17 protein-coding genes and 2 pseudogenes are annotated in these 17,430 nt (G+C 69.2%); 13 read left to right on the top strand and 6 right to left on the bottom strand.

Annotation, left to right across the window (positions count from 1 at the left end; genetic code table 11):
• Positions 1-102 precede the first annotated feature (102 nt).
• Positions 103-225: pseudogene (locus tag ACIPUC_RS00570) on the top strand (transposase); the annotation flags it as partial.
• A gap of 650 nt (positions 226-875) precedes the next feature.
• Here the strand turns inward: ACIPUC_RS00570 and sigJ are convergent.
• Entirely contained in the window at positions 876-1,850 is a 975-nt protein-coding gene (sigJ, locus tag ACIPUC_RS00575; RefSeq protein WP_446585982.1) for an RNA polymerase sigma factor SigJ, read from the bottom strand.
• A gap of 151 nt (positions 1,851-2,001) precedes the next feature.
• Here sigJ and ACIPUC_RS00580 point away from each other — a divergent pair, with 151 nt between their 5' ends.
• Both ACIPUC_RS00580 and ACIPUC_RS00585 read left to right on the top strand, forming a co-directional pair.
• Entirely contained in the window at positions 2,002-2,631 is a 630-nt protein-coding gene (locus ACIPUC_RS00580) for an LUD domain-containing protein (RefSeq protein WP_446585983.1), read from the top strand.
• Between the two features lie 146 nt (positions 2,632-2,777).
• A complete protein-coding gene (locus tag ACIPUC_RS00585; protein ID WP_446585984.1) occupies positions 2,778-3,842 on the top strand; it encodes a YybH family protein in 1,065 nt (354 codons plus the stop codon).
• Between the two features lie 573 nt (positions 3,843-4,415).
• On the opposite strand, the gene ACIPUC_RS00590 is transcribed toward ACIPUC_RS00585, so the two are convergent.
• On the bottom strand, positions 4,416-5,747 hold the full coding sequence (locus ACIPUC_RS00590; RefSeq protein ID WP_446585985.1) for a hypothetical protein: 1,332 nt from the start codon (positions 5,745-5,747) through the stop codon (positions 4,416-4,418).
• A 623-nt stretch (positions 5,748-6,370) separates the two neighbouring features.
• Here ACIPUC_RS00590 and ACIPUC_RS00595 point away from each other — a divergent pair.
• Positions 6,371-6,757: a hypothetical protein gene (locus ACIPUC_RS00595; protein ID WP_446585986.1), complete on the top strand. Its 387-nt coding sequence runs from the start codon at positions 6,371-6,373 to the stop codon at positions 6,755-6,757.
• 431 nt (positions 6,758-7,188) lie between these two features.
• On the opposite strand, the gene ACIPUC_RS00600 is transcribed toward ACIPUC_RS00595, so the two are convergent.
• Positions 7,189-7,458, bottom strand: a complete 270-nt coding sequence (locus ACIPUC_RS00600; protein WP_446585987.1) for a hypothetical protein — start codon at positions 7,456-7,458, stop codon at positions 7,189-7,191.
• Positions 7,458-7,694, bottom strand: a complete 237-nt coding sequence (locus ACIPUC_RS00605; protein WP_446585988.1) for a hypothetical protein — start codon at positions 7,692-7,694, stop codon at positions 7,458-7,460. The genes ACIPUC_RS00600 and ACIPUC_RS00605 overlap by 1 nt, the downstream gene beginning before the upstream one ends.
• Positions 7,695-8,192: 498 nt before the next feature.
• Here ACIPUC_RS00605 and ACIPUC_RS00610 point away from each other — a divergent pair, with 498 nt between their 5' ends.
• Both ACIPUC_RS00610 and ACIPUC_RS00615 read left to right on the top strand, forming a co-directional pair.
• Positions 8,193-9,584, top strand: a complete 1,392-nt coding sequence (locus ACIPUC_RS00610; RefSeq protein WP_446585989.1) for a Mucin-2 — start codon at positions 8,193-8,195, stop codon at positions 9,582-9,584.
• A gap of 610 nt (positions 9,585-10,194) precedes the next feature.
• Entirely contained in the window at positions 10,195-10,536 is a 342-nt protein-coding gene (locus tag ACIPUC_RS00615; protein WP_446585990.1) for a HopJ type III effector protein, read from the top strand.
• 73 nt (positions 10,537-10,609) lie between these two features.
• Here ACIPUC_RS00615 and ACIPUC_RS00620 read toward each other — a convergent pair whose 3' ends face one another.
• Entirely contained in the window at positions 10,610-10,732 is a 123-nt protein-coding gene (locus tag ACIPUC_RS00620) for a hypothetical protein (protein ID WP_446585991.1), read from the bottom strand.
• 219 nt (positions 10,733-10,951) lie between these two features.
• Between ACIPUC_RS00620 and ACIPUC_RS00625 the strand changes: the two genes are divergently transcribed.
• From ACIPUC_RS00625 to ACIPUC_RS00645, 5 genes and pseudogenes are all read left to right on the top strand, one after another.
• Positions 10,952-11,587, top strand: a complete 636-nt coding sequence (locus ACIPUC_RS00625) for a VOC family protein (protein WP_446585992.1) — start codon at positions 10,952-10,954, stop codon at positions 11,585-11,587.
• An 85-nt stretch (positions 11,588-11,672) separates the two neighbouring features.
• A pseudogene (locus tag ACIPUC_RS00630) lies at positions 11,673-12,428 on the top strand (IS5 family transposase); the annotation flags it as partial.
• Between the two features lie 264 nt (positions 12,429-12,692).
• On the top strand, positions 12,693-12,962 hold the full coding sequence (locus ACIPUC_RS00635; RefSeq protein WP_446585993.1) for a hypothetical protein: 270 nt from the start codon (positions 12,693-12,695) through the stop codon (positions 12,960-12,962).
• Entirely contained in the window at positions 12,959-13,288 is a 330-nt protein-coding gene (locus ACIPUC_RS00640) for a DUF6233 domain-containing protein (RefSeq protein WP_446585994.1), read from the top strand. The genes ACIPUC_RS00635 and ACIPUC_RS00640 overlap by 4 nt, the downstream gene beginning before the upstream one ends.
• A 250-nt stretch (positions 13,289-13,538) precedes the next feature.
• The gene (locus ACIPUC_RS00645; protein ID WP_446585995.1) at positions 13,539-13,694 is read left to right on the top strand and encodes a hypothetical protein; all 156 of its coding nucleotides are present in this window, start codon (positions 13,539-13,541) and stop codon (positions 13,692-13,694) included.
• 1,193 nt (positions 13,695-14,887) lie between these two features.
• On the opposite strand, the gene ACIPUC_RS00650 is transcribed toward ACIPUC_RS00645, so the two are convergent.
• Positions 14,888-15,505, bottom strand: a complete 618-nt coding sequence (locus ACIPUC_RS00650; protein WP_446585996.1) for a Ku protein — start codon at positions 15,503-15,505, stop codon at positions 14,888-14,890.
• 610 nt (positions 15,506-16,115) lie between these two features.
• On the opposite strand from ACIPUC_RS00650, the gene ACIPUC_RS00655 reads away from it, so the two are divergent.
• Together ACIPUC_RS00655 and ACIPUC_RS00660 are read left to right on the top strand one after the other, a co-directional pair.
• Positions 16,116-16,550: a hypothetical protein gene (locus ACIPUC_RS00655; RefSeq protein WP_446585997.1), complete on the top strand. Its 435-nt coding sequence runs from the start codon at positions 16,116-16,118 to the stop codon at positions 16,548-16,550.
• A gap of 125 nt (positions 16,551-16,675) precedes the next feature.
• Positions 16,676-17,092 carry a hypothetical protein gene (locus tag ACIPUC_RS00660; protein WP_446585998.1) on the top strand — a complete coding sequence of 139 codons (417 nt, stop codon included), beginning with the start codon at positions 16,676-16,678 and terminating at the stop codon, positions 17,090-17,092.
• The last annotated feature ends 338 nt before the right edge of the window (positions 17,093-17,430 follow it).

Genomic DNA, 17,430 nt, shown 5'->3' on the forward strand with positions numbered 1-17,430 from the left:
CCCCCCGCACACACCACCCCCGCCTGAAAGTCCCCAACGGGGGGGGGGGCCCGGCCCGCGCGGGCCCCGCCGCCCATTTTCGAGGTCGTCCAGAAGACCCTGATGCGCCACCGCCGCTACCCCTCGGACACCACCGACGCAGAGTAGGCCCTGATCGAACCCCTCCTGCCCACCACGGCCTGCGAAACCGAGACCGGCGGGGCCCCGGAGAAACACCCGAGACGGGGGCCTCGTCGTGCCGGACATCGTCGTCGCCAACGCCGGTGCGACCGCCGGGGATGGGGTCAGTATCGACGCCGAAGCACTGCAGCTGGTCGGCGAGCTCGTATCCCCGGGAAACAAGCCGATGGACCGCAAGGTCAAGCCCCTCCTGTCGCCGAGGCCAGCATCCCGTACTACTGGCGCCTGGAGTTCGCCCCGACCCCTTGCCTGATCTGCTGCGCCCTGGAGGGCGGCCGCTACGTCGAGACCGTGACCGCGCTTCCCGGTGCCGTTACCCGAATCGCGGAACCGTTCCCGTTCGAAATCGATCCGGCCCGGGCTGGCACAGGTCCGCAAGTCCGCAGGTCGGGCTGAGACATGGGGCCGCGTCTCCTTGTACGGCCGTCTGGATGCTGAAGGACTCCAGTCCGCCGACCTGTCCCTTGGCCGTGCCAAGACCGGAGCGGGTGTTGGCGAAACGGCTCGACGTCATCGGGGTGTACTCGCTCGCCGTTGACTGGCAAGTACCAGCCGAACGCCGCGCCGCAGAGTGACCGAGCAAGCGGACCGGCCCACATCCCCCGCAACGACCGGGGTACTTCACTCACACTGACCAAGGAAGGATCAGTTCGGTTCCCGCTCGAGCCGCTTTGCCGTGATCGGCCGGACAGTCCCTAAGGGTTCGGTCGAGCCGATTTGGTCCCAGCGCTGTGGCCCCCCGTCCACGGCCGGAGCTTCTCGGGGTTGCGTACGGCCCAGATGTGCGTGATCCGGTCGCCTGAGATGTCGAACGCGTACACGGTCACGATGACGCCGTCCTGCTGGGCGACCAGGCCAGGCTGACCGTTGACCGTACGCTCCAGGAAGGTCATCGTCACGGGCCTGCGACGGGCGATCTCCACCCAGGCGCGCGCGATCTGCTCACCGCCTTCGATGGGGCGCAGGAAGGTGGTGGCCAGGCCGCCGCCGTCGGCGATCGCCGTGGCGTCGGGGTCGAGCAGGCCGATGAGAGCGTCGATGTCCTTGGCTTCCCAGGCTTGCTTGAAGTCCCTGACGACGGCCCTACGTTGAGCTGCCGGAGTCATGGAAGGCTGCGCGGCCCGGATGCGGCGGCGGGCCGAGGAGGCCAGCTGGCGGCATGCCGCCGGGGTACGGCCGACGATCTCGGCCACTTCGGCGAAGGAGTGGCAGAAGACATCGTGCAGGATGAACGCGACGCGTTCGGCCGGGGTCATCGCTTCGAGCACGACCAGGAAGGCCAGGTTGACCGACTCGTCCAGGGTGACCCGGTCGGCCGGATCGGCCGTCGCACCGTCCGCCCGCCCACTGCTCCACTCCGAATGTGCGGGCAACGGCTCGGGGATCCATTCGCCCATGTAGGTCTCGCGCCGGGCCCGTGCCGAGCCGAGCAGGTTGAGGCAGATGCGGCCGACGACGGTCGTCAGCCAGGCACCGGGGTTCTCGATGGCGTCCTGCTGCTTCGGGGACATGGCGTACCAGCGGGCGTAGGTCTCCTGGACGGCGTCCTCGGCCTCGGCCAGGGAGCCCAGGAGGCGGTAGGCGAGATTGATCAGTTGGCGCCGCTCGCTCATGATCGCGTCCAGGCCCGGATCGGGCCTGCCGTGTCCTGACTCGGATCGGCTGCTCATGGTGCCGACGGCTCCCTTCGTCGTATCTGCCCTTACCGGTTCGACAACGCAGGCACCCGGAATGTGAGGCGGCGCGCCGGCCTCACATTTCGCAGGGCTGCGTTGTCGAGCTGCTGAGACGAACAGATCACCCAACGAGCAGGAGCTCATCATGACGACTTCGATGCCGGCAGCGTCGTTCGTCGACCCGGCGCCCGCACAGCGTCTGGAGCGGGCGGCCGCTGCGCTGACCGCGCACGGCTTCACCGTGGAGATTCTCGACGACGCCGCCGCCGCGCGTACCCGCATCAAGGAGTTGATACCCGACGGCGCCAGTGTGTTCACCGGGGCCAGCGAGACCCTCCGCCTGTCCGGCATCGCCGAGGACATCAACGCCGGCGGGCGATACGACGCCATCAGGCCACGCGTCCTGGCCATGGACCGCGCCACGCAGATGGACGAGATACGGCGGCTGACCGCCGCCCCCGATGTCATCGTGAGCAGCGTCCACGCGGTCACCGAAACCGGCTCCCTCGTGATCGCCTCGGGCAGTGGAAGCCAGTTGCCCGGCAATGCCGGCGGCGCAGCCCGCGCGATCTGGGTCGTCGGGGCGCAGAAGGTGGTGCCCGACCTGAGCACCGCGCTGCGGTGTGTCGAAGACCACTGCCTCCCGCTGGAGAGCGGCCGTGCCCAGGAAGCCTACGGGCGCCCCAGCGCCGTCAACCGGCTTCTCATCCTCAACTCGGAACACCAGCCCGGACGCGGCACGGTCCTGCTGCTCCGCGAAGCCATCGGCTTCTGAACCGCCAGGCGGGTCGGCGGGGGCCATTTGCACTCCCCCGCAGGCGGCTATTTGCCGGGGGAGCTGTCGTCGACTCCCCGGCGCCCGCCTGACCTGTGGCGCCCGTCAGGGAAAGAAGCAGCTTTAGCGAATGAGGAGGTTCCGTCGTGGTCACCAGACGTCTGGGGTCCGTCGGCGTGCATGAGAGGGAGCGGAGGAACAACAACATGCGAGCGTCGCTCACAAAATTCTTCGCCATTTCACTGGTCGCCGCTATGATCGGCGTTTTTGCTGTAAACAGCGCAGACGCCGATACCCCGAAAAAGAGACAAGCCGAGGTCCTCGAATTCAAGGTTCAGAACGATCAGTACGCGGAAAATGATCTCGCCCCGAAAGGACCGAGCCTGGGTGATACGTACGTCTACTCCGGCACCGCGATAAAGGACGGCCACAGCGTCGGACGTGGCGGTGGGTCCTGCCAGGTCATTCACATCAAAGGCGAAGAACTCACGACGCAGTGCCTGATCACGATAGAACTCAAGCGCGGCTCTCTGACGATGCAATCGCTCTGGGTGAGCGGAACAGAGTCGCTCGACATGGCCATCACCGGCGGCACAGGGGACCTCAGTACAGCGCGGGGCACTGCTCGCTACTGGGACATCGCAACGCCGAAAGAGAGCGTGCGGGCCGAAATTCTGCACGATTCTGCGCTGACAGGTGAAGCGCAATCCACAGCGCGGAGCGTAATGACAAGCCAAGGTTCCACCGCGAAAGGGAAGATCGGGGGCGCGATGCCTGCACAACGCGAGATGGACGAAGCCGAGATTCGCCGGAAAGTCGGCATGATCACCGAGGGACTCCAGGCCAAAGATCCGGAGAGTCTGAAGAAGCTGTACGCAACGGACATCGTGTCCTTCGACATCGAGCCGCCACTCCAGAGCGTGGGGGTGGAGGCGAAACTCAAGAACTGGACCCCTGTGTTCACGTTCTTCGAGAGCGTGACCTACGAGATGCGCGAGCTGACTCTCACCGTGGGCGACGACGTGGCCTTCGGGCACGCCTTTGCTCGTCTCAGCGGCACGCTGAAGGACGGGACGGCGATGAGCGGTATGTGGGTCAGGGTCACGTACTGCTTCCGGAAGACCGACGGGACGTGGCTGATCGCCCACGACCAGATCTCGGTGCCGCTTGATATCACAAGCGGCAAGGGAGCGGTCGACCTCGAGCCCTGACAGGCGGCAGGAGATCGGGACAGGTTGAACGCCGCTCGTCGGGTCGTCACGGTGGCCGGCGCAGTCGAAGGCTCGTCGAGTTGCCTGCGCACAGTACCGGTCTTACGCTGAATCAGGGTCTATGAAATCGCGGCGAGTTAAGCCACAGCAGAATCTCGATGCGACAGATCGGCAAAGAATTTGGCGCTCGCGGTTCCTGTCATCGATTGCGCAATCGGGCCAATTTTACAACGTGCGAACGCGGGAGCGCAGGAAGGGTGGCCAGTCATGGCAAAGCCTCACGAGCAGAAAGCGCGAACCGAACGACCCCGCACTGACGAAACCACCTGGCAAGTGTATTGCCCAAGTGAAGGCGGCGATCCGCTCGGTATCGAATACGAAGACTCAAGTGAGGCCGAACGGGATGCGGAAGAGCACAACGCTCAGTTCACTCCACCACATAACGCCTCGGTGCGGGAATACTTCCCTGACCCTATCGATCCTGACCCGCCGAACCCTTAACTGTCCGGCAGAACCATCGAGGACGGGCCGTTCTTCGCCGGCCGGGCCTCGGTGATGAGTGGGTCACGGCGTTCAGCGTCGGCTCGGCGCACGGTGTAGGAACTCCAGACGGTGCTGGGCAAGCTGCAGGTGCCGGGGATCGAGGGCCGGCAGTGCTCGCAGGAGGCGGATGAGGTCGGGCCCCGTGTCGAGGGCCGCTCCCGGATCCTTCAGTTGGGTCCAGCAGTAGAGCGCGCCGGCGGCCGCGGCATGCACCTCGGCGGCGTCCGGGGCCTGGCAGCCGAGACGGGTGCGGGCGGCGCTGGACCACAGATGGATCGCGAGCCGGAAATCGCCCGCCATCCGGGCGAGGTCGGCCCGGATCTCCACCCAGTGCAGAGCCTCGGTCGACGCGGCCCCATGCGTCTGATGGACGTACTGCTCCCACGCCTGCGCGAGCATCGCTGCCTCGGAGTGTCGGCCCGCGGTGGCCAGGGCGTGAATGTGCGGGCGCGGATCGTCGATCAAATCCGTGGGTGGGGCCTGCGGCGGCAGCGGATGTCCCTGTCCGCGTCGGAGCCCATCACCGGGAAGAGGTACGGAGGGGGCCGGTACGGCGCCGACCGGGTGCGGGCCGCGAACCGATCCCTTGTCCGCCGCGGACGGGACCTGATGGGCCCCGGCAGGACTGCGCCCGGGCACCGACCGCGCCGACACGCCAGACGGAACCGCTCCGGGCGCGGTCGTGACGCCGAGCTCGCGGGCGCCGGGAAGGACCAGGACGCCGGGTGGCAGGGTGGCCGCGCCCACCGCGAGGGCATGCAGCTGCAGGTTGGTGGGCCGGGCGGGGCTGGCCCGGAGCTGCTCGATCCAGGCCCGGGTGTAGCTGCTCACGACCGGTCCCGCGCCGTTCCATCCGGGCGGGCAGATGACGCCGTAGACCTCCGCGGACGGGGAGGCGGCCAGGCTGCCGTACTCCTGGAGCAGCGGCCACGCGGCCTTGTCCGCCACGAGATCGAGCAGCACCGTGGTCAGTCCGGCCGGACGGTCACGCAGCTCCGTTCCCAGCCATTCCCAGGGCAGCGCCGTATAGCGCACTGTGGCTGCCGTCGTCCCCGCGAGCGCCAAGTGCAGCCGGCTTCCCCGCTGGTCGGCGGTCAGCCGACCCGAGAGGTAGACCAGGAGCGGGCCCGGCGTTGCCGCCGCCGCCCGCAGGCGCGTCAGCACCGTGTTCGGATCCCGTGCCCCGTCCAGGTATGTCGTGTCACATGGGACATGGCTGTTCAGCAGCGCAGACGCGGGCACCACACCCAGCGCGGCCAAGTTGGCACTCGGCGCCACCTGGACGCCACGGCGCCTCACGGCGGCGTCCCCTGCTATGAGGAGCACATGGCCCCGCTGCTGCTCCAGACCGAAGGTGCGCATGAACAAACCGTACTCACTGCGCCCGTCCGTGGACCTGATGCCTATCCGACCAGAGTTGCACCTGCTCTTCGAACCCCGTTGGTCGTCCTGGTCCACGGAGGCCATGGGGCCGCGCAGCATGGCCCGCGGAGTCGGGGTGGGTCGGGCACCGGGGCGCCTCAGAGCATGAGGGACCGATTCACCGAGTACCTCAAGAGGCTCTACGTCCGACCCCAGGTCCCCAACCGGTTCGCCGCCTACGACATCGCCGCGCCCAGCAGCGCCTTCTACGCCGCTCGGGAACCACTGCCCGCTCCATCCTGCGCACCGGGGGGACAGGCGCGGTCGCCGACCTGCCCGAGCCGGGGCCGGAGACCGCAGCCGTCCCGCCCGTCAGGTCGACATGGATCGACCCCCGCTTCGAAGAGCCCGCCGACGCCGAGGAAGCCCGCCGGGCCCTGAAGACCCTGTCCCTGCGGACTGTCTTCGGGCCCAGCACCGGGCTCGCCCTGCACGACCTCGTCAGCAAAGGACCGACCGCCGCGAACGGCGTGCTGGTCTTCGCCTGCCTACTGCACCTCCTTGGCCATGAGGGAGCGCAGTTCTGGTGGCAGTTCGCGGCCGCCGCCGGCAGCCAGACAGCCATGTACTGCCTCTTCCTGGAACGCTCCCGCCACGGTGAGTACAACGACGCCCAGGTCCGGGCGGAGCAGCTGGACCCCAGGACATTCGACCCGCAGCGCTGGTGGGGCAGCTACAGCGACACCAAGACCCGCCAGCCCCTGCCGCCCACCCTCGTGACACACATCAACGCCTTCGACGACGAGATCCTCGGCATCATCGCCATCGCCGGCCCAGCCCTGCCGTACGCGGTGAACGAGATCGTCGAACCACAGGTCCCGCCCTACGTCGCCGCCCGGACCGAGGAGCCGGGAACCCCGGCCGAGGACCAGCCCACTCCCGAGACGGAATACCAGCCTGGGCGAGATCGCCCTCGGCTGCTGATCGGCGGGCCATGTCGATCATCGTGACCATGCCCTGCAGCGGCCCGCTCATATCGTCGGCGGTCTGGCGCTCGTCCAGGCGGGCGCTCGGCACCCTGTCGGCCTGGTCCAGGATGTCGGACCAGCTGCCGGCGAACCCCTCGGGGTCCACACCGGTCAGGGGCGTGAGCCACAGTCGGCGTGGGACTGGATTGCTCGGCGGACCGGTAGTCCAGGACCGTTCCGCACGTCATGGAGCCGGCGTCGGTGTGCACGGCGACGGTGGGCCACGAGGACAGAGCCTCGGTGTGGGCGGGGCAAAGGAACGCGAGCCAGGCCGCGCCGGTCCGGCCTCGACATCAGGTCCCTGCCGGAGCGCGGTCGCCTGGACAGGGCAGCGCACGACGGTGCGGAGCGCGGTGAGGGGGCGGTTGGCGGCGAGCTGGCGGAGGGACGACACCCGGGAGCTCCTTCGCAGGCTAGACCTCGATGTAGGCCACGACCACGACGGTGCGCAGCGCGGTGACGAAGTACAGGACCCGGACGGCTTCGACTTCGTCGGCGTACTGGCGAAGCTGGGGGCTGGCGGTGTCGCCGGGGATCGGTTCGCCGATGTCCGGGTCGACGGAGATGACGACCAGGGCGCGGTCCAGGGCGTGGATCTCCGCCTCGCTGGTGATGTTCTCCAGCTGCTTGGCAGCGGCGTCGGAGAAGGCGATCCGGGCGCGTCGGCGGCCGTGTCCAGGCATCAGGCGACGGCCGGGCGCTGGGCGGCGAGGCGGGCGAGGTGGGCCTCGCGCAGCTCCTCCCAGGGCGTGCACTGCTCCGGGTCGGGCAGGCCGTTGGTGGCGACGTCCTCCAGGACCGCGGCGAACTGGTCGGCCTGGGCGCGGGTCCTGGCGGCGTAGGCGCGCACCGCGTCGGCGGCCGCGGGCGCCAGTAGCTGCCGGGTGGCGGTGTCGGCGGGGGCCGGCTGTTCGCTCATCGAGGGCTCCATGGGCCGAACGGGCGTGTGTGACCACGGTATCGCCGGGTACCGGGGTCTGGGACCACTCTGGACGATCCGGACCCACGACTGCGTTCCGTGCTGCTCACATGTGGATGAGAGACCGACTCTCATATCTCGTGCTCCCCGCGCGAATAGGCCCTGAGAGCCCTACAGGGCTCCAGGAAACAGACATGTGGGGATGCTTTCGGGAGTGCGTGACTGCCAGGGCAGCATGACAGCCCGGTGCCACGCTCACGCTCCGTCAGCATGGCACCGGTAGAGAGGACTGAGGGCAGGATGGGGCACCGGCTCTTGCGTACGGGACGCAGCGTTATCTGCTTTTGAGCTGGACTTTCGTGCGCGGTGACGTCGGCGATGACAGCCCCTGGGCCAGGCGTAGGGTACGCCGTTCGAGGCCGTCGAGCCGGCCTGACGGGCGTATGGGGTTCATGGTCGCGGACCAGCCGACGGACCGACGGAGACATTGGGGGAATCATGGTCGCGTTCCACGCGTCCGCACTGGACGGAGTCGCCCGCAACCCGGCGCTGCCGACACCGTTGCTGCTGCGCTTGCTCGCCTTTGACGGCGGCGGTGACGGTCCGCCCCGTCACGCCCTCCAGCGGGCTGGACTGCCCGAGCCGGCCGTCGCGGTGATCCTGGCTCACCCGAACCCCGGCGCTCGGATCGACTTCGCGATGAGCACCAGGGCCGAGCCAGCGCAGCGGGCCCGGCTCGCCGACGACCCCTCCCCCAAGGTTCGGGCCGCTCTCGCGTACGGACCCGAGTGGCGCGACCCACGTACGACGGTCGCGCCACTGCCGGACGACGTGTGCGCCCGCCTGCTCGACGACCCCGACCCTTCCGTACGGGCTGCCCTGCTGGACTCGCCCCATCTGGTGCCGTCGTTCGTGGCCTCGCTGGCCCCGCACCGCGATCCGGCAGCGCGCCGGAACGCGGCGCGCGCATGGAGGACGCTGCCGCCGGGCGAACGGTCGGCGCTGCTTGCCGACCCCGATCCCGAGGTGCGGCGGGCCGCTGCCCTGGGTGAGTGCCGACGGGACGCAGGCATCACCGCCGAACTCCTCCGCGATCCGAAGTCCGCCGATGAGGCGCTGCGCCGAGGGCTCCTCCACCGCGCCGACGCCGAGCGGTGCCTCGCCGAGCGGACGCACCTGGCCGCCCTCGCCGAGAACCCGTCGCTACCCACCGACCTCGTGGAGCGGCTCGCCGTCGACCCCGACGAGGACGTAAGGCTCGCGATCTCCCTCAGGCCGGAACTGGACGAGACACGACGCATGTCGATCGACTTCACGGTGGAGGCCTTCGCCAGGGGGGACGTGGAGTGGGTACGAGACGGGCTCGGCGACCACGAGGTGCTGCGACGGGCCGCGACCTCCGCCCACCCCATGCTCCGGCGCGCCGCCGCCCAGAGCCCCCACCTGCCGCCCGACCTCCTGCACCTGCTCGCGCGTACCGAGGACCCGCTGGTGGAGGATCTCTTGGGCATACACCACCCCGACACCCCGGAGGAGGTCCTCATGCGCGTGTACGCGCGGCTCGGTGGCACGTTCTCCGCCTGGATGGCGGAGACGCACCCACGCTTCCCCCGCGAGGGTCTCGCCGCACGCTACGCGGACCACCCGGACGGCAACTACCGCCGGCTGGCCATCCGGGACCCGGCCGCCACACCCGCGCTGATCGAACGGCTCAGCCATGACCCCACGGTCTGGACACGCCAGGCGGCGGCCGGCGACACACGCCTCCCGATCCGCAGGCTCCGCGAGACGCTCCATGTCCCTGAACTGGCCTCCAGCGCGGGTGCCAACCCGGCGCTCCCCGAGGACGAGATGGCCGCCGTCCTGGACCGGGCCGGCGTTCCCGCCTGACCGCCGAGCAGACCCCCGCCCGCCGCCGATCCCCACGCCTCGTCCGGGGCGGGCGGACCCCGGTATCCAGGCGGGCGGAAAGCTGCCGATCTGGTGGCCCCCAAAGACGCTCGCGACCAAAACCAGGTGGCAGAGGCCAAGGAAGGTGACGACGCTCCAGATGAGCCAGTCCACCTGTGGTTCACCAGGACAAGGTGAGAGTCGGCGGAAGGGGCGACTGAGCTTGGTTCCAGGGTCTACTGCTGCGGGGCGTCCGGCTCCTGGGTAAGGGGCGCGCCGATCAGCTCCTCCAGGTCGTGAAGGTCATCGTCCTGCCCCGCACTGACAACGCCGCCGCCCGACCCCGCCTTGCCGCAGCACGCAACCGAGCCGCCCTGCGGCACGGGGTGGGCACGGCAACGGCCTGCTGATCAGCACCGCCTCGAGATCGATCGCCTTGACCGAAACCGGCTCTCGGCGGGTCGCACCGTCGCACCGTCGCACATCATGACCTGCGGAGATGCCGCTCGTTCCGACATGTGGCCCGATTCCTAACGGATGGCCTGAAGGGGCTATTGTCCCCCGGTCACGGACGGCAATCGGCTCGTCTGTTCAACCCAGGGGAACCAACATGACTGATCTGAACTCGCTGCGGGCAAGCCTTGCGTCAGGTGAGCACGAGTTCGCCGACACCTTGGCCTTCATCACCGCGCATTACGAGTATCAGCCGCAGGCGTTCCGCAACGGGGCACTGGAAAATGCCGCAGGTGAGAACGAGGGTTCCTGCAAGACGCTGGGACTGGCCCTGCTGGAAGGGCTGAGCGACCAAGAGGCGCTGCTGGCATTCGGTGAGCACTATCGCAGTGTGCTGGCGACGCCGAACGACACTGATCACGGCAACATTCGCAACCTCATGGCGCATGGCCTGGCAGGGGTGGACTTCGCCGGGCAACCGTTGGCCCGCAAGAGCTGAACAGCGGAATCCGGGCGCGACGGGGTTGGCGAAGAGGGATACCAGTCGCTGGGTACCCGGTTGCTGGTAACGATCAGGGAACGGACCGGCCCTGCCGTTCGCTGACCAGCTCGTAGAAGTCCTCGGCCTGGGCCGCGGGCAGCCGGCGCATGGCGCCTGTCTCTTGGAAGTGCGGCGCGCATGGTGCTCCATGCAAGGATCGAAATCATGTGGCAGCAGCGCTCGCCCCGCAGCGGCTGATCGAGCGGGTCGTGGGCCTCGACGAGGCGGCAGCGCTGCTGCCTGGCTTCGACCGGGCCTCCCCCGCCGGGATGACGATGATCGATCCGCTCCACGGCCGAATTCACGGCGGACGCGGCCGGGGCGGCGGGCGCGGCGTCAGGATTTATACGAGTTGTCGGGTGATGATGGCCCAGTGCGACTTGATCACGTGTCCTACGCGGTGGCCCGCGACAGCTTCGTCTCGACCGTCCAGTGGATCGGATCGGCCCTCGGCGCCGGGTTCGTCGACGGGGGCGTGCACCCGCGATTCGGCACCCGCAATTTCATTCTCCCGCTGAGCGGCGGCACCTACGTCGAGGTCGTCACCACACTCGACCACCCCGCCGCCGACCGCGCACCCTTCGGCCGGGCGGTCGCGCGCCGCGCCGCCGAGGGCGGCGGCTGGCTCGGTTGGGTGGTCTCCGTCGACGACATCGCCCCGGTCGAGGCCCGCCTCGGCCGCACCTCGGCCGAGGGCCACCGTGTCCGCCCCGACGGGTTCGACCTGAGGTGGAAGCAGATCGGCCTGCTGGAACTGCTGGAGGACCCGCAACTGCCCTACTTCCTTCAGTGGTTGGTCCCCATCGAGGAGCGCCCGAGCGCCGACCCGCGCACCCCCACCACCATCCACGGGGTCTCCATCGCCGGCGACGCCGCCTCCATCGCCGAATTCCTCGGCGAACCGGCCGACCACCCCCTCGACCAGATCGACGTCACCTGGGTCGAGGATGAGGAACCGGGCCTGGTCTCGGTCGAGTTCGCCACCGCCCACGGCCCGGTCACGATCTGACCAGGACCCGACCGCCCCGCGGGAGCAGCCGGCTGGGGTCTTCTGGCTAGCGTGTCTCTTTGATGGGTCGGTCCGTTGAGCGGATGTGTCTGCCCGATTAGTGATCGCCGATGCGATGTGGGGCCGGATCGAGCCGCTGATGCCGGCCGATCCGGTTTGTGGACGGCGCTGGGCTGATCACCGCCGAACGCTCGAGGCCATCGTATGGAAGTACCGGACCAACTCGCCCTGGCGGAGCCTGCCCGAAGAGCTCGGCCCGTCCAGACCGCCCACAAACGGCTCATCAAATGGGCCGTCGACGGAACCTGGCAGAACATCCTGACCGCCGTGCTGGCGGCCGCGGACGCCGATGACGACATCGGCTGGACCGTCTCGGTCGACTCCACCGTCGTCCGCGCCCACCAGCATTCCGCCGGGGCTCGCACAACGGGCCGAAGGCCGCAGCGAGCCCGCAGACCACGCCCTCGGACGCTCACGCGGCGGCTTGAGCACCAAGGTCCATCTGGCCGCCGACGACCGTGCACGGCCCCTGGCCCTGACCGTCACCGCGGGCCAGGCCGGCGACGCACCCGCCCTCGAAGCGGTCATGGCCCGCATCCGCGTGCCACGAAGCGGGCCCGGCAGGCCCGAACCCGGCCGCTGGCCGCGCTTGCGGACCGGGCCTACTCCTCCCGTGCCATCCAGTCCCACCTGCGACGACGCGGGATCCGCGCGGTCATCCCGCAGCCGTCCGACCAGATCGGCCCGCCGCCTGCGGCGAGGACGCCGAGGCGGCCGCCCGCCCGGCTTCGACGCCGAGATCTACAAGCAGCGGAACAGCGTCAAACGCTGCATCAGCCGCCAAGCCGACTCACCTGGCACCCGACGGCACGCGCGAGATGGTCGTACGGCCAGGAGCTCCGCTGCGGGGGCCGTCACATCGTGTGGCGCCGGATCGGCACCCCGTCCACCCTCACGGGCCCCTGAAGGACCCAGCCCTCTAGCCGGACCGGCCAGACCGGAATCGGAATGGCTATCTGCCTGCTGGCGGCACACCACTGATTCGCACGACAGTTCGAATCAGTGGTCTAATTGAGTCATGGCGCAAAACCGCTTCCCTCATGACTTGATCCAGCTCCAGCAGCGGTGGACCCGCACGTACAACCAGCTCGCCCTCCGGCCCGCGCTGGGGACGGCTGAACTGCGGCGAGAGCTGATCGGCCTCTCCTGCGGGATCAGCTCCCACCCGTACTGGCGAGAGCACGGCTGGAGCATGGCGGGGCGGGTGGAGCTGCGCCGTGTGGCTGAGACTGCACCTGGTGGGGTCGCGGAGGTATCGGTCCGCTACATCGACGGCCAGTTCGTCGTATCCGAGCCGGGGAAGCGGTCGGCGTGAACGGGGTCCAGGCGCGCCTGAACAGCTGGCGGGCCGTGCAGGCGTGGCTGGACTGGCAGCAGCGGCAGGTCGCCCAGACCATCGCCGCCCTGGAAGCACAGCTCGCCGAGCAGGAGGCCCGCCTGCCTGCGCCGGAGCCGCCGGACTGGAAGGCCGAGTACATCCGAGCCGGGTCCGGGCCCAAGCTGCTGCGGGTCCATCTCGGCGTCTGCACCATGGGCAAGGGCAAGGCGATCGACCGTGAGCAGGCCCGACGCATGCTCGCCGAGGGCGTCGAGGCGTGCCCGTTCTGCAGCCCCGACAACGCCTTGCGCATGACCGGCTGAGGCCCTGACGCGGACACGATGCCCCGCAGGCCTGTGCCCGTCCTCGCCGCGATCAGCCAGGTGCCCCGGCCACGGCTTTGTCAAGCCACGAGCTTGCGGGCCATGACCCAGCCCCCCACCCAGGGCGTAATGGAATCACCACACGGCACCGAGAGCCGGCACCGCCCACGCCACTCCCCACACCCCCACCTCGGTCGCCACCGACAGCAACACCCCGGACCTCCCCAAGCGCTACCGCATCCTCGGAGACATGGCAGCCAATGACGCCCTAGGCGGCAAGAGCGTCCTCGGTACCGGCGGCCACGGGGGTAACGGCGGCTTCGACGGCTTCAAGAACCGCTCGGACACAATCGATTACGGCGACTGGACCGGCCCCGCCCCCACCCAAGGCCCCATAGTGAACTGACCCCGCCAGATGCGCCCGATCCCGCGGGTGAACCCGGACCAGGCACCCAAGACCCGAACCCTGGCCCGCCGTCCACACCCGACGGGCCGGCTGCCCACCGACCGCGCACTGCGGCCGGGCACCACGGCGACACTCGACGCGTTGGCACGGGCAGGACGGCGGCGTGCGCCGACTGCGACGCGCCGAAGCCCTGCTGCCGATCCTCACGGCCAGGACCGCCCGACCCCGGCGACCGAAAATAATCCGCAGGTCAGACGGTCGGGGACGCAGTGTCTTCATGGCGCTGGTAGCCGTGTCCATGCCCGTGCCAGTCCAGGAACAACACCGCATCGGCCAGCGCTCCCGGCCCGGCCCGGTGACATCGATGTTCTGGTCCCGTCGCCTGAAGGCTCCGGACCCACGGGCCCATCCTGGCGCGACACGGAGTAGGGCTGGTGTGCGGCGCGCTGAAGCGCGCGCACAGGGCCGGGACCGGGGTTGCACCTGCACGCCGTCAGGGCCATGGACGTCGACGGCCTGCCGCACCTCCTGACCTGCACCGGCGCGCAGAGCGCATGCGGCTACGGGTCCTGGTCACCGGCTGGCAGCCCCAACCCCACCAGCTGATGGCCACCTTGACCGGCATCCCGGGGCCCAGAGCGGCCACCGGGGAGCGCTCCAGCAGGCGCTGGACAACGTCGCCGTCGACGCGCGGGACTCACGGTCAACCTGCGCACGGCGTAGTGTCCATGGATCGCCGCGGCCGCGGCCGGGCGGCGAAGCGCCGCCTCAAGGTGTGGAGGGCCATGGTGGTTTCTCCTGAGATGTGCAGGTCTGCCGTGAAGCGGCCCTGGCCGGGAACGGCCGGAAGGTCGGCGCACGCGGGATGCCTGCACACACCGGAACGCAGCGAGGGACGGGTTGATCACGGCCGCGAGGCACAAGTCACCCGATCGCCGGGCAATCGGCATACGACCGAAAAACAGGCAACGGGCTATGGGCGCGATGCAGAGCCGGCCTGTCAGCGCTTTCGTCGGGCAGCCGGACCCCGACCGCATGTGGGTGACGCCCGCCTCGAGGCCAGGCCGTACCGGTGGCGCTGGCCCCGGACGGCAGCCCACGGGCGACCTCGCCAAACACCGGTCACTGCCACCGCCGTCACAACCGTGGCCAGATCACAGAACCTAAGCCAGAACCCGAGAACCGGTTCTGGCTCACCGACTGCTGGCCTTGCCCGTCAGGACGTCAACGAGTTGGTCGTGGGACATGGTGGAGCGGCCGGGCACGTGGGCGGCTGCGGCCTTCTTGTAGAGCTCGGCCTTCGTCAGGGACTGAAGTGACTCGGCCTTGGAGCTGACGTGCTTCTTCGCCGCAGACTTCTTCCTCTGCGGACTTGCCGCGGTAGTGGCCTTCTCGCGGGTGTCCTTGGGGCTGCGGGCCCCCTCAACGCTGGCGCGCAGGGCTTCCATGAGGTCGACGGCGCCGGTGGCCTTGGCCGGGGGCTCGGCCTTCTCGACGCTCTCGCCGGCCTTCTTCGCCTCGATGGGCGTCGTCGGCCTTGAGTGCGACGAGGTACTCGCGGCCGCGCATGACGAAGGTGGCGCCCCGGCCCGGTTGGCCTTGGCCAGGGCCTTCTCCAGGAGTGCGTATACCTTGGCGTACTCCTTGCCACGCGGGCCCAGGTAGTAGGTCTTGTCGAAGTAGATCGGCTCGACCTGCTCGAGGTCGTCGAAGCCCGTGATGCCCAGGGACTGGGAGCGGCCGGGGGCGATCTCGTCCAGCTCGGCGGGTTCGACCAGGACGTACTCCTCGTCCATGTCGAAGCCCTTCACGATGTTGTCGAGGGCGACTTCCTTGCCCGTCCGTTCGTTTGATCCGCTTGTTGCGGATCCGGTCGGCGGTGCCGCGCTGCAGCTGATGGAAGTGGATCGTGTGGCTGTCGGTGGCCGTGTAGAGGCCGGCCGGGAGGCTGACCAGGCCGAAGCTCAAGACTCCCGCCCACACCGGACGCGCCATGAGCTCCACCCTCCTCGAATTCCACCCCGAGGTGCCCGCCGAGCCCGAAGGCCGCTTCGCGGGGGTGCGGCCCCGTCGCGGCCTGGATGGCCAGACCGCACCCCCTACCGGGGCACCTACCCGCTCGGCTGTCTCCCATGGCACGAGCCGGAGGTGGAGGGTTCGGACCGTGTGCGGCGCAGAGGTGCACAAGCCTGTGGGCTGGCCGCCGCACACCAGAGTGATCAGCTGCTCTGAGTGCAACGTCGTGCGCCGGGGTGCGCGGGCGCCCAGAGCCGCAGGTCATGCCCCCTTTTGTGGTTTGAAGACTCTCCTTGTCTCGTTCGGGTGGGGCATACACACAACCTCTCCCACTCACTGTGTGTGTCCGCTTGCATGTGAGGAGTGACGAAGCTGCCCTAGCGGGCACGGCCACGGAGGAGAGCCATGTTCAAAACCATCAGGACCCGGCGGGGACTCGTCGGGGCGGCCGCCGCGCTCGGCATGTTGGCCGCAGCAGCGGCCGGCGGTGTAGCCATCGCGGACAACTCGACCATCAAGGCCAAGGCGCCCCACGCGCAGGCGTCCGCGCTGGTGAACACCGACGGTTCGCGGCTCTACTCGCAGGGGATCAAGTCGCTCACCAGGCCCCAGACGGGCGTGTACTGCGTGACATTCGACGACGCCACGCAGATCAAGGTCGATCGGAGCACGCCGACCGCCACTCTGTTCGGCAATGAGGGCACCAGCCCCTGGCAGTACCAGATCTTCCTCAACACCTACCCCACCACGCCGTGTGGAAAGGCAGCGGACACGCTCACCGTCTACACCGGCAACGGCAGCGGCCCGGCCGACTCGCCGTTCTTTCTCTTCGTTCCCTGAGCGTCCCCGCACCGGCCGTAGGCGAGAACGCGCCCGCGATCTCGTCAAACGGTGGCCCCGTCCCCCTCGGTTCGATCAGGCCGGCCGCTGATACCGCGGCACAGACGGCTGAGAAGGAAAGAATCATGCGAACTTCCATGTCCCCCACCGGTCGCGTCCTCGCGCTCGTCCTCGCCGCAGCGGCATCGGTACCGGCCTTGGCCGGCATCGCTTCCGCAACCGACCTGTACGCCCCGCACGCCCGTGCAGCGGCGAAGGTGTCCTCGGCCGGTCTGCTCCTGGCGGAGAAGAACGTCTCGTCGGCAACGCGGAGCACTGCGCAAACCAACAACACAGGCGTCTTCTGCATCAAGGTGTCGGACCCCGACATCATCGTGAAGGACGCGGCGATCGTCGCCACCGTCAACAACAACCGGGCGATGATCACCGCCATCGGCGACGCGCACCCCTGGTGCGCGGGCGACCCCAACACCATCACGGTCGTGCTCACCGACAGCGCCGGCTCCGCGATCGACGCGCCCTTCACCGTCGCCGTGCTGTAGCGGCCGCAGTGACCGCGGGAAGGGCCCCGAACCAGGGGCCCTTCCCGCAGGCGGCAAGCCATGCACCTGGTGGCGGCCCATTTGGTTGATGATTGCTCACCTCAAGGCACATGGCGCACACAGAGGAGTTCCTGCGCCGGGCCGACCCTGACCCTGACACCGTCCGCCTGGACCACCCGCTGCTCATCGAATGCGCGGACACGGGCCCGCCCTCTGAAGCCCCGACCCCGGCGAGCAGTGAGCGCAGCAGTGCGGGGCCCCCCCCCCCGGGGGGGGGGGGCCCCCCCCCCCCGCCGGGCCCCCCCCCCCCCCCGCGATAGGGAACCGCCCCCCCGCCC

It is taken from the genome of Streptomyces sp. LARHCF249, from assembly GCF_052871255.1.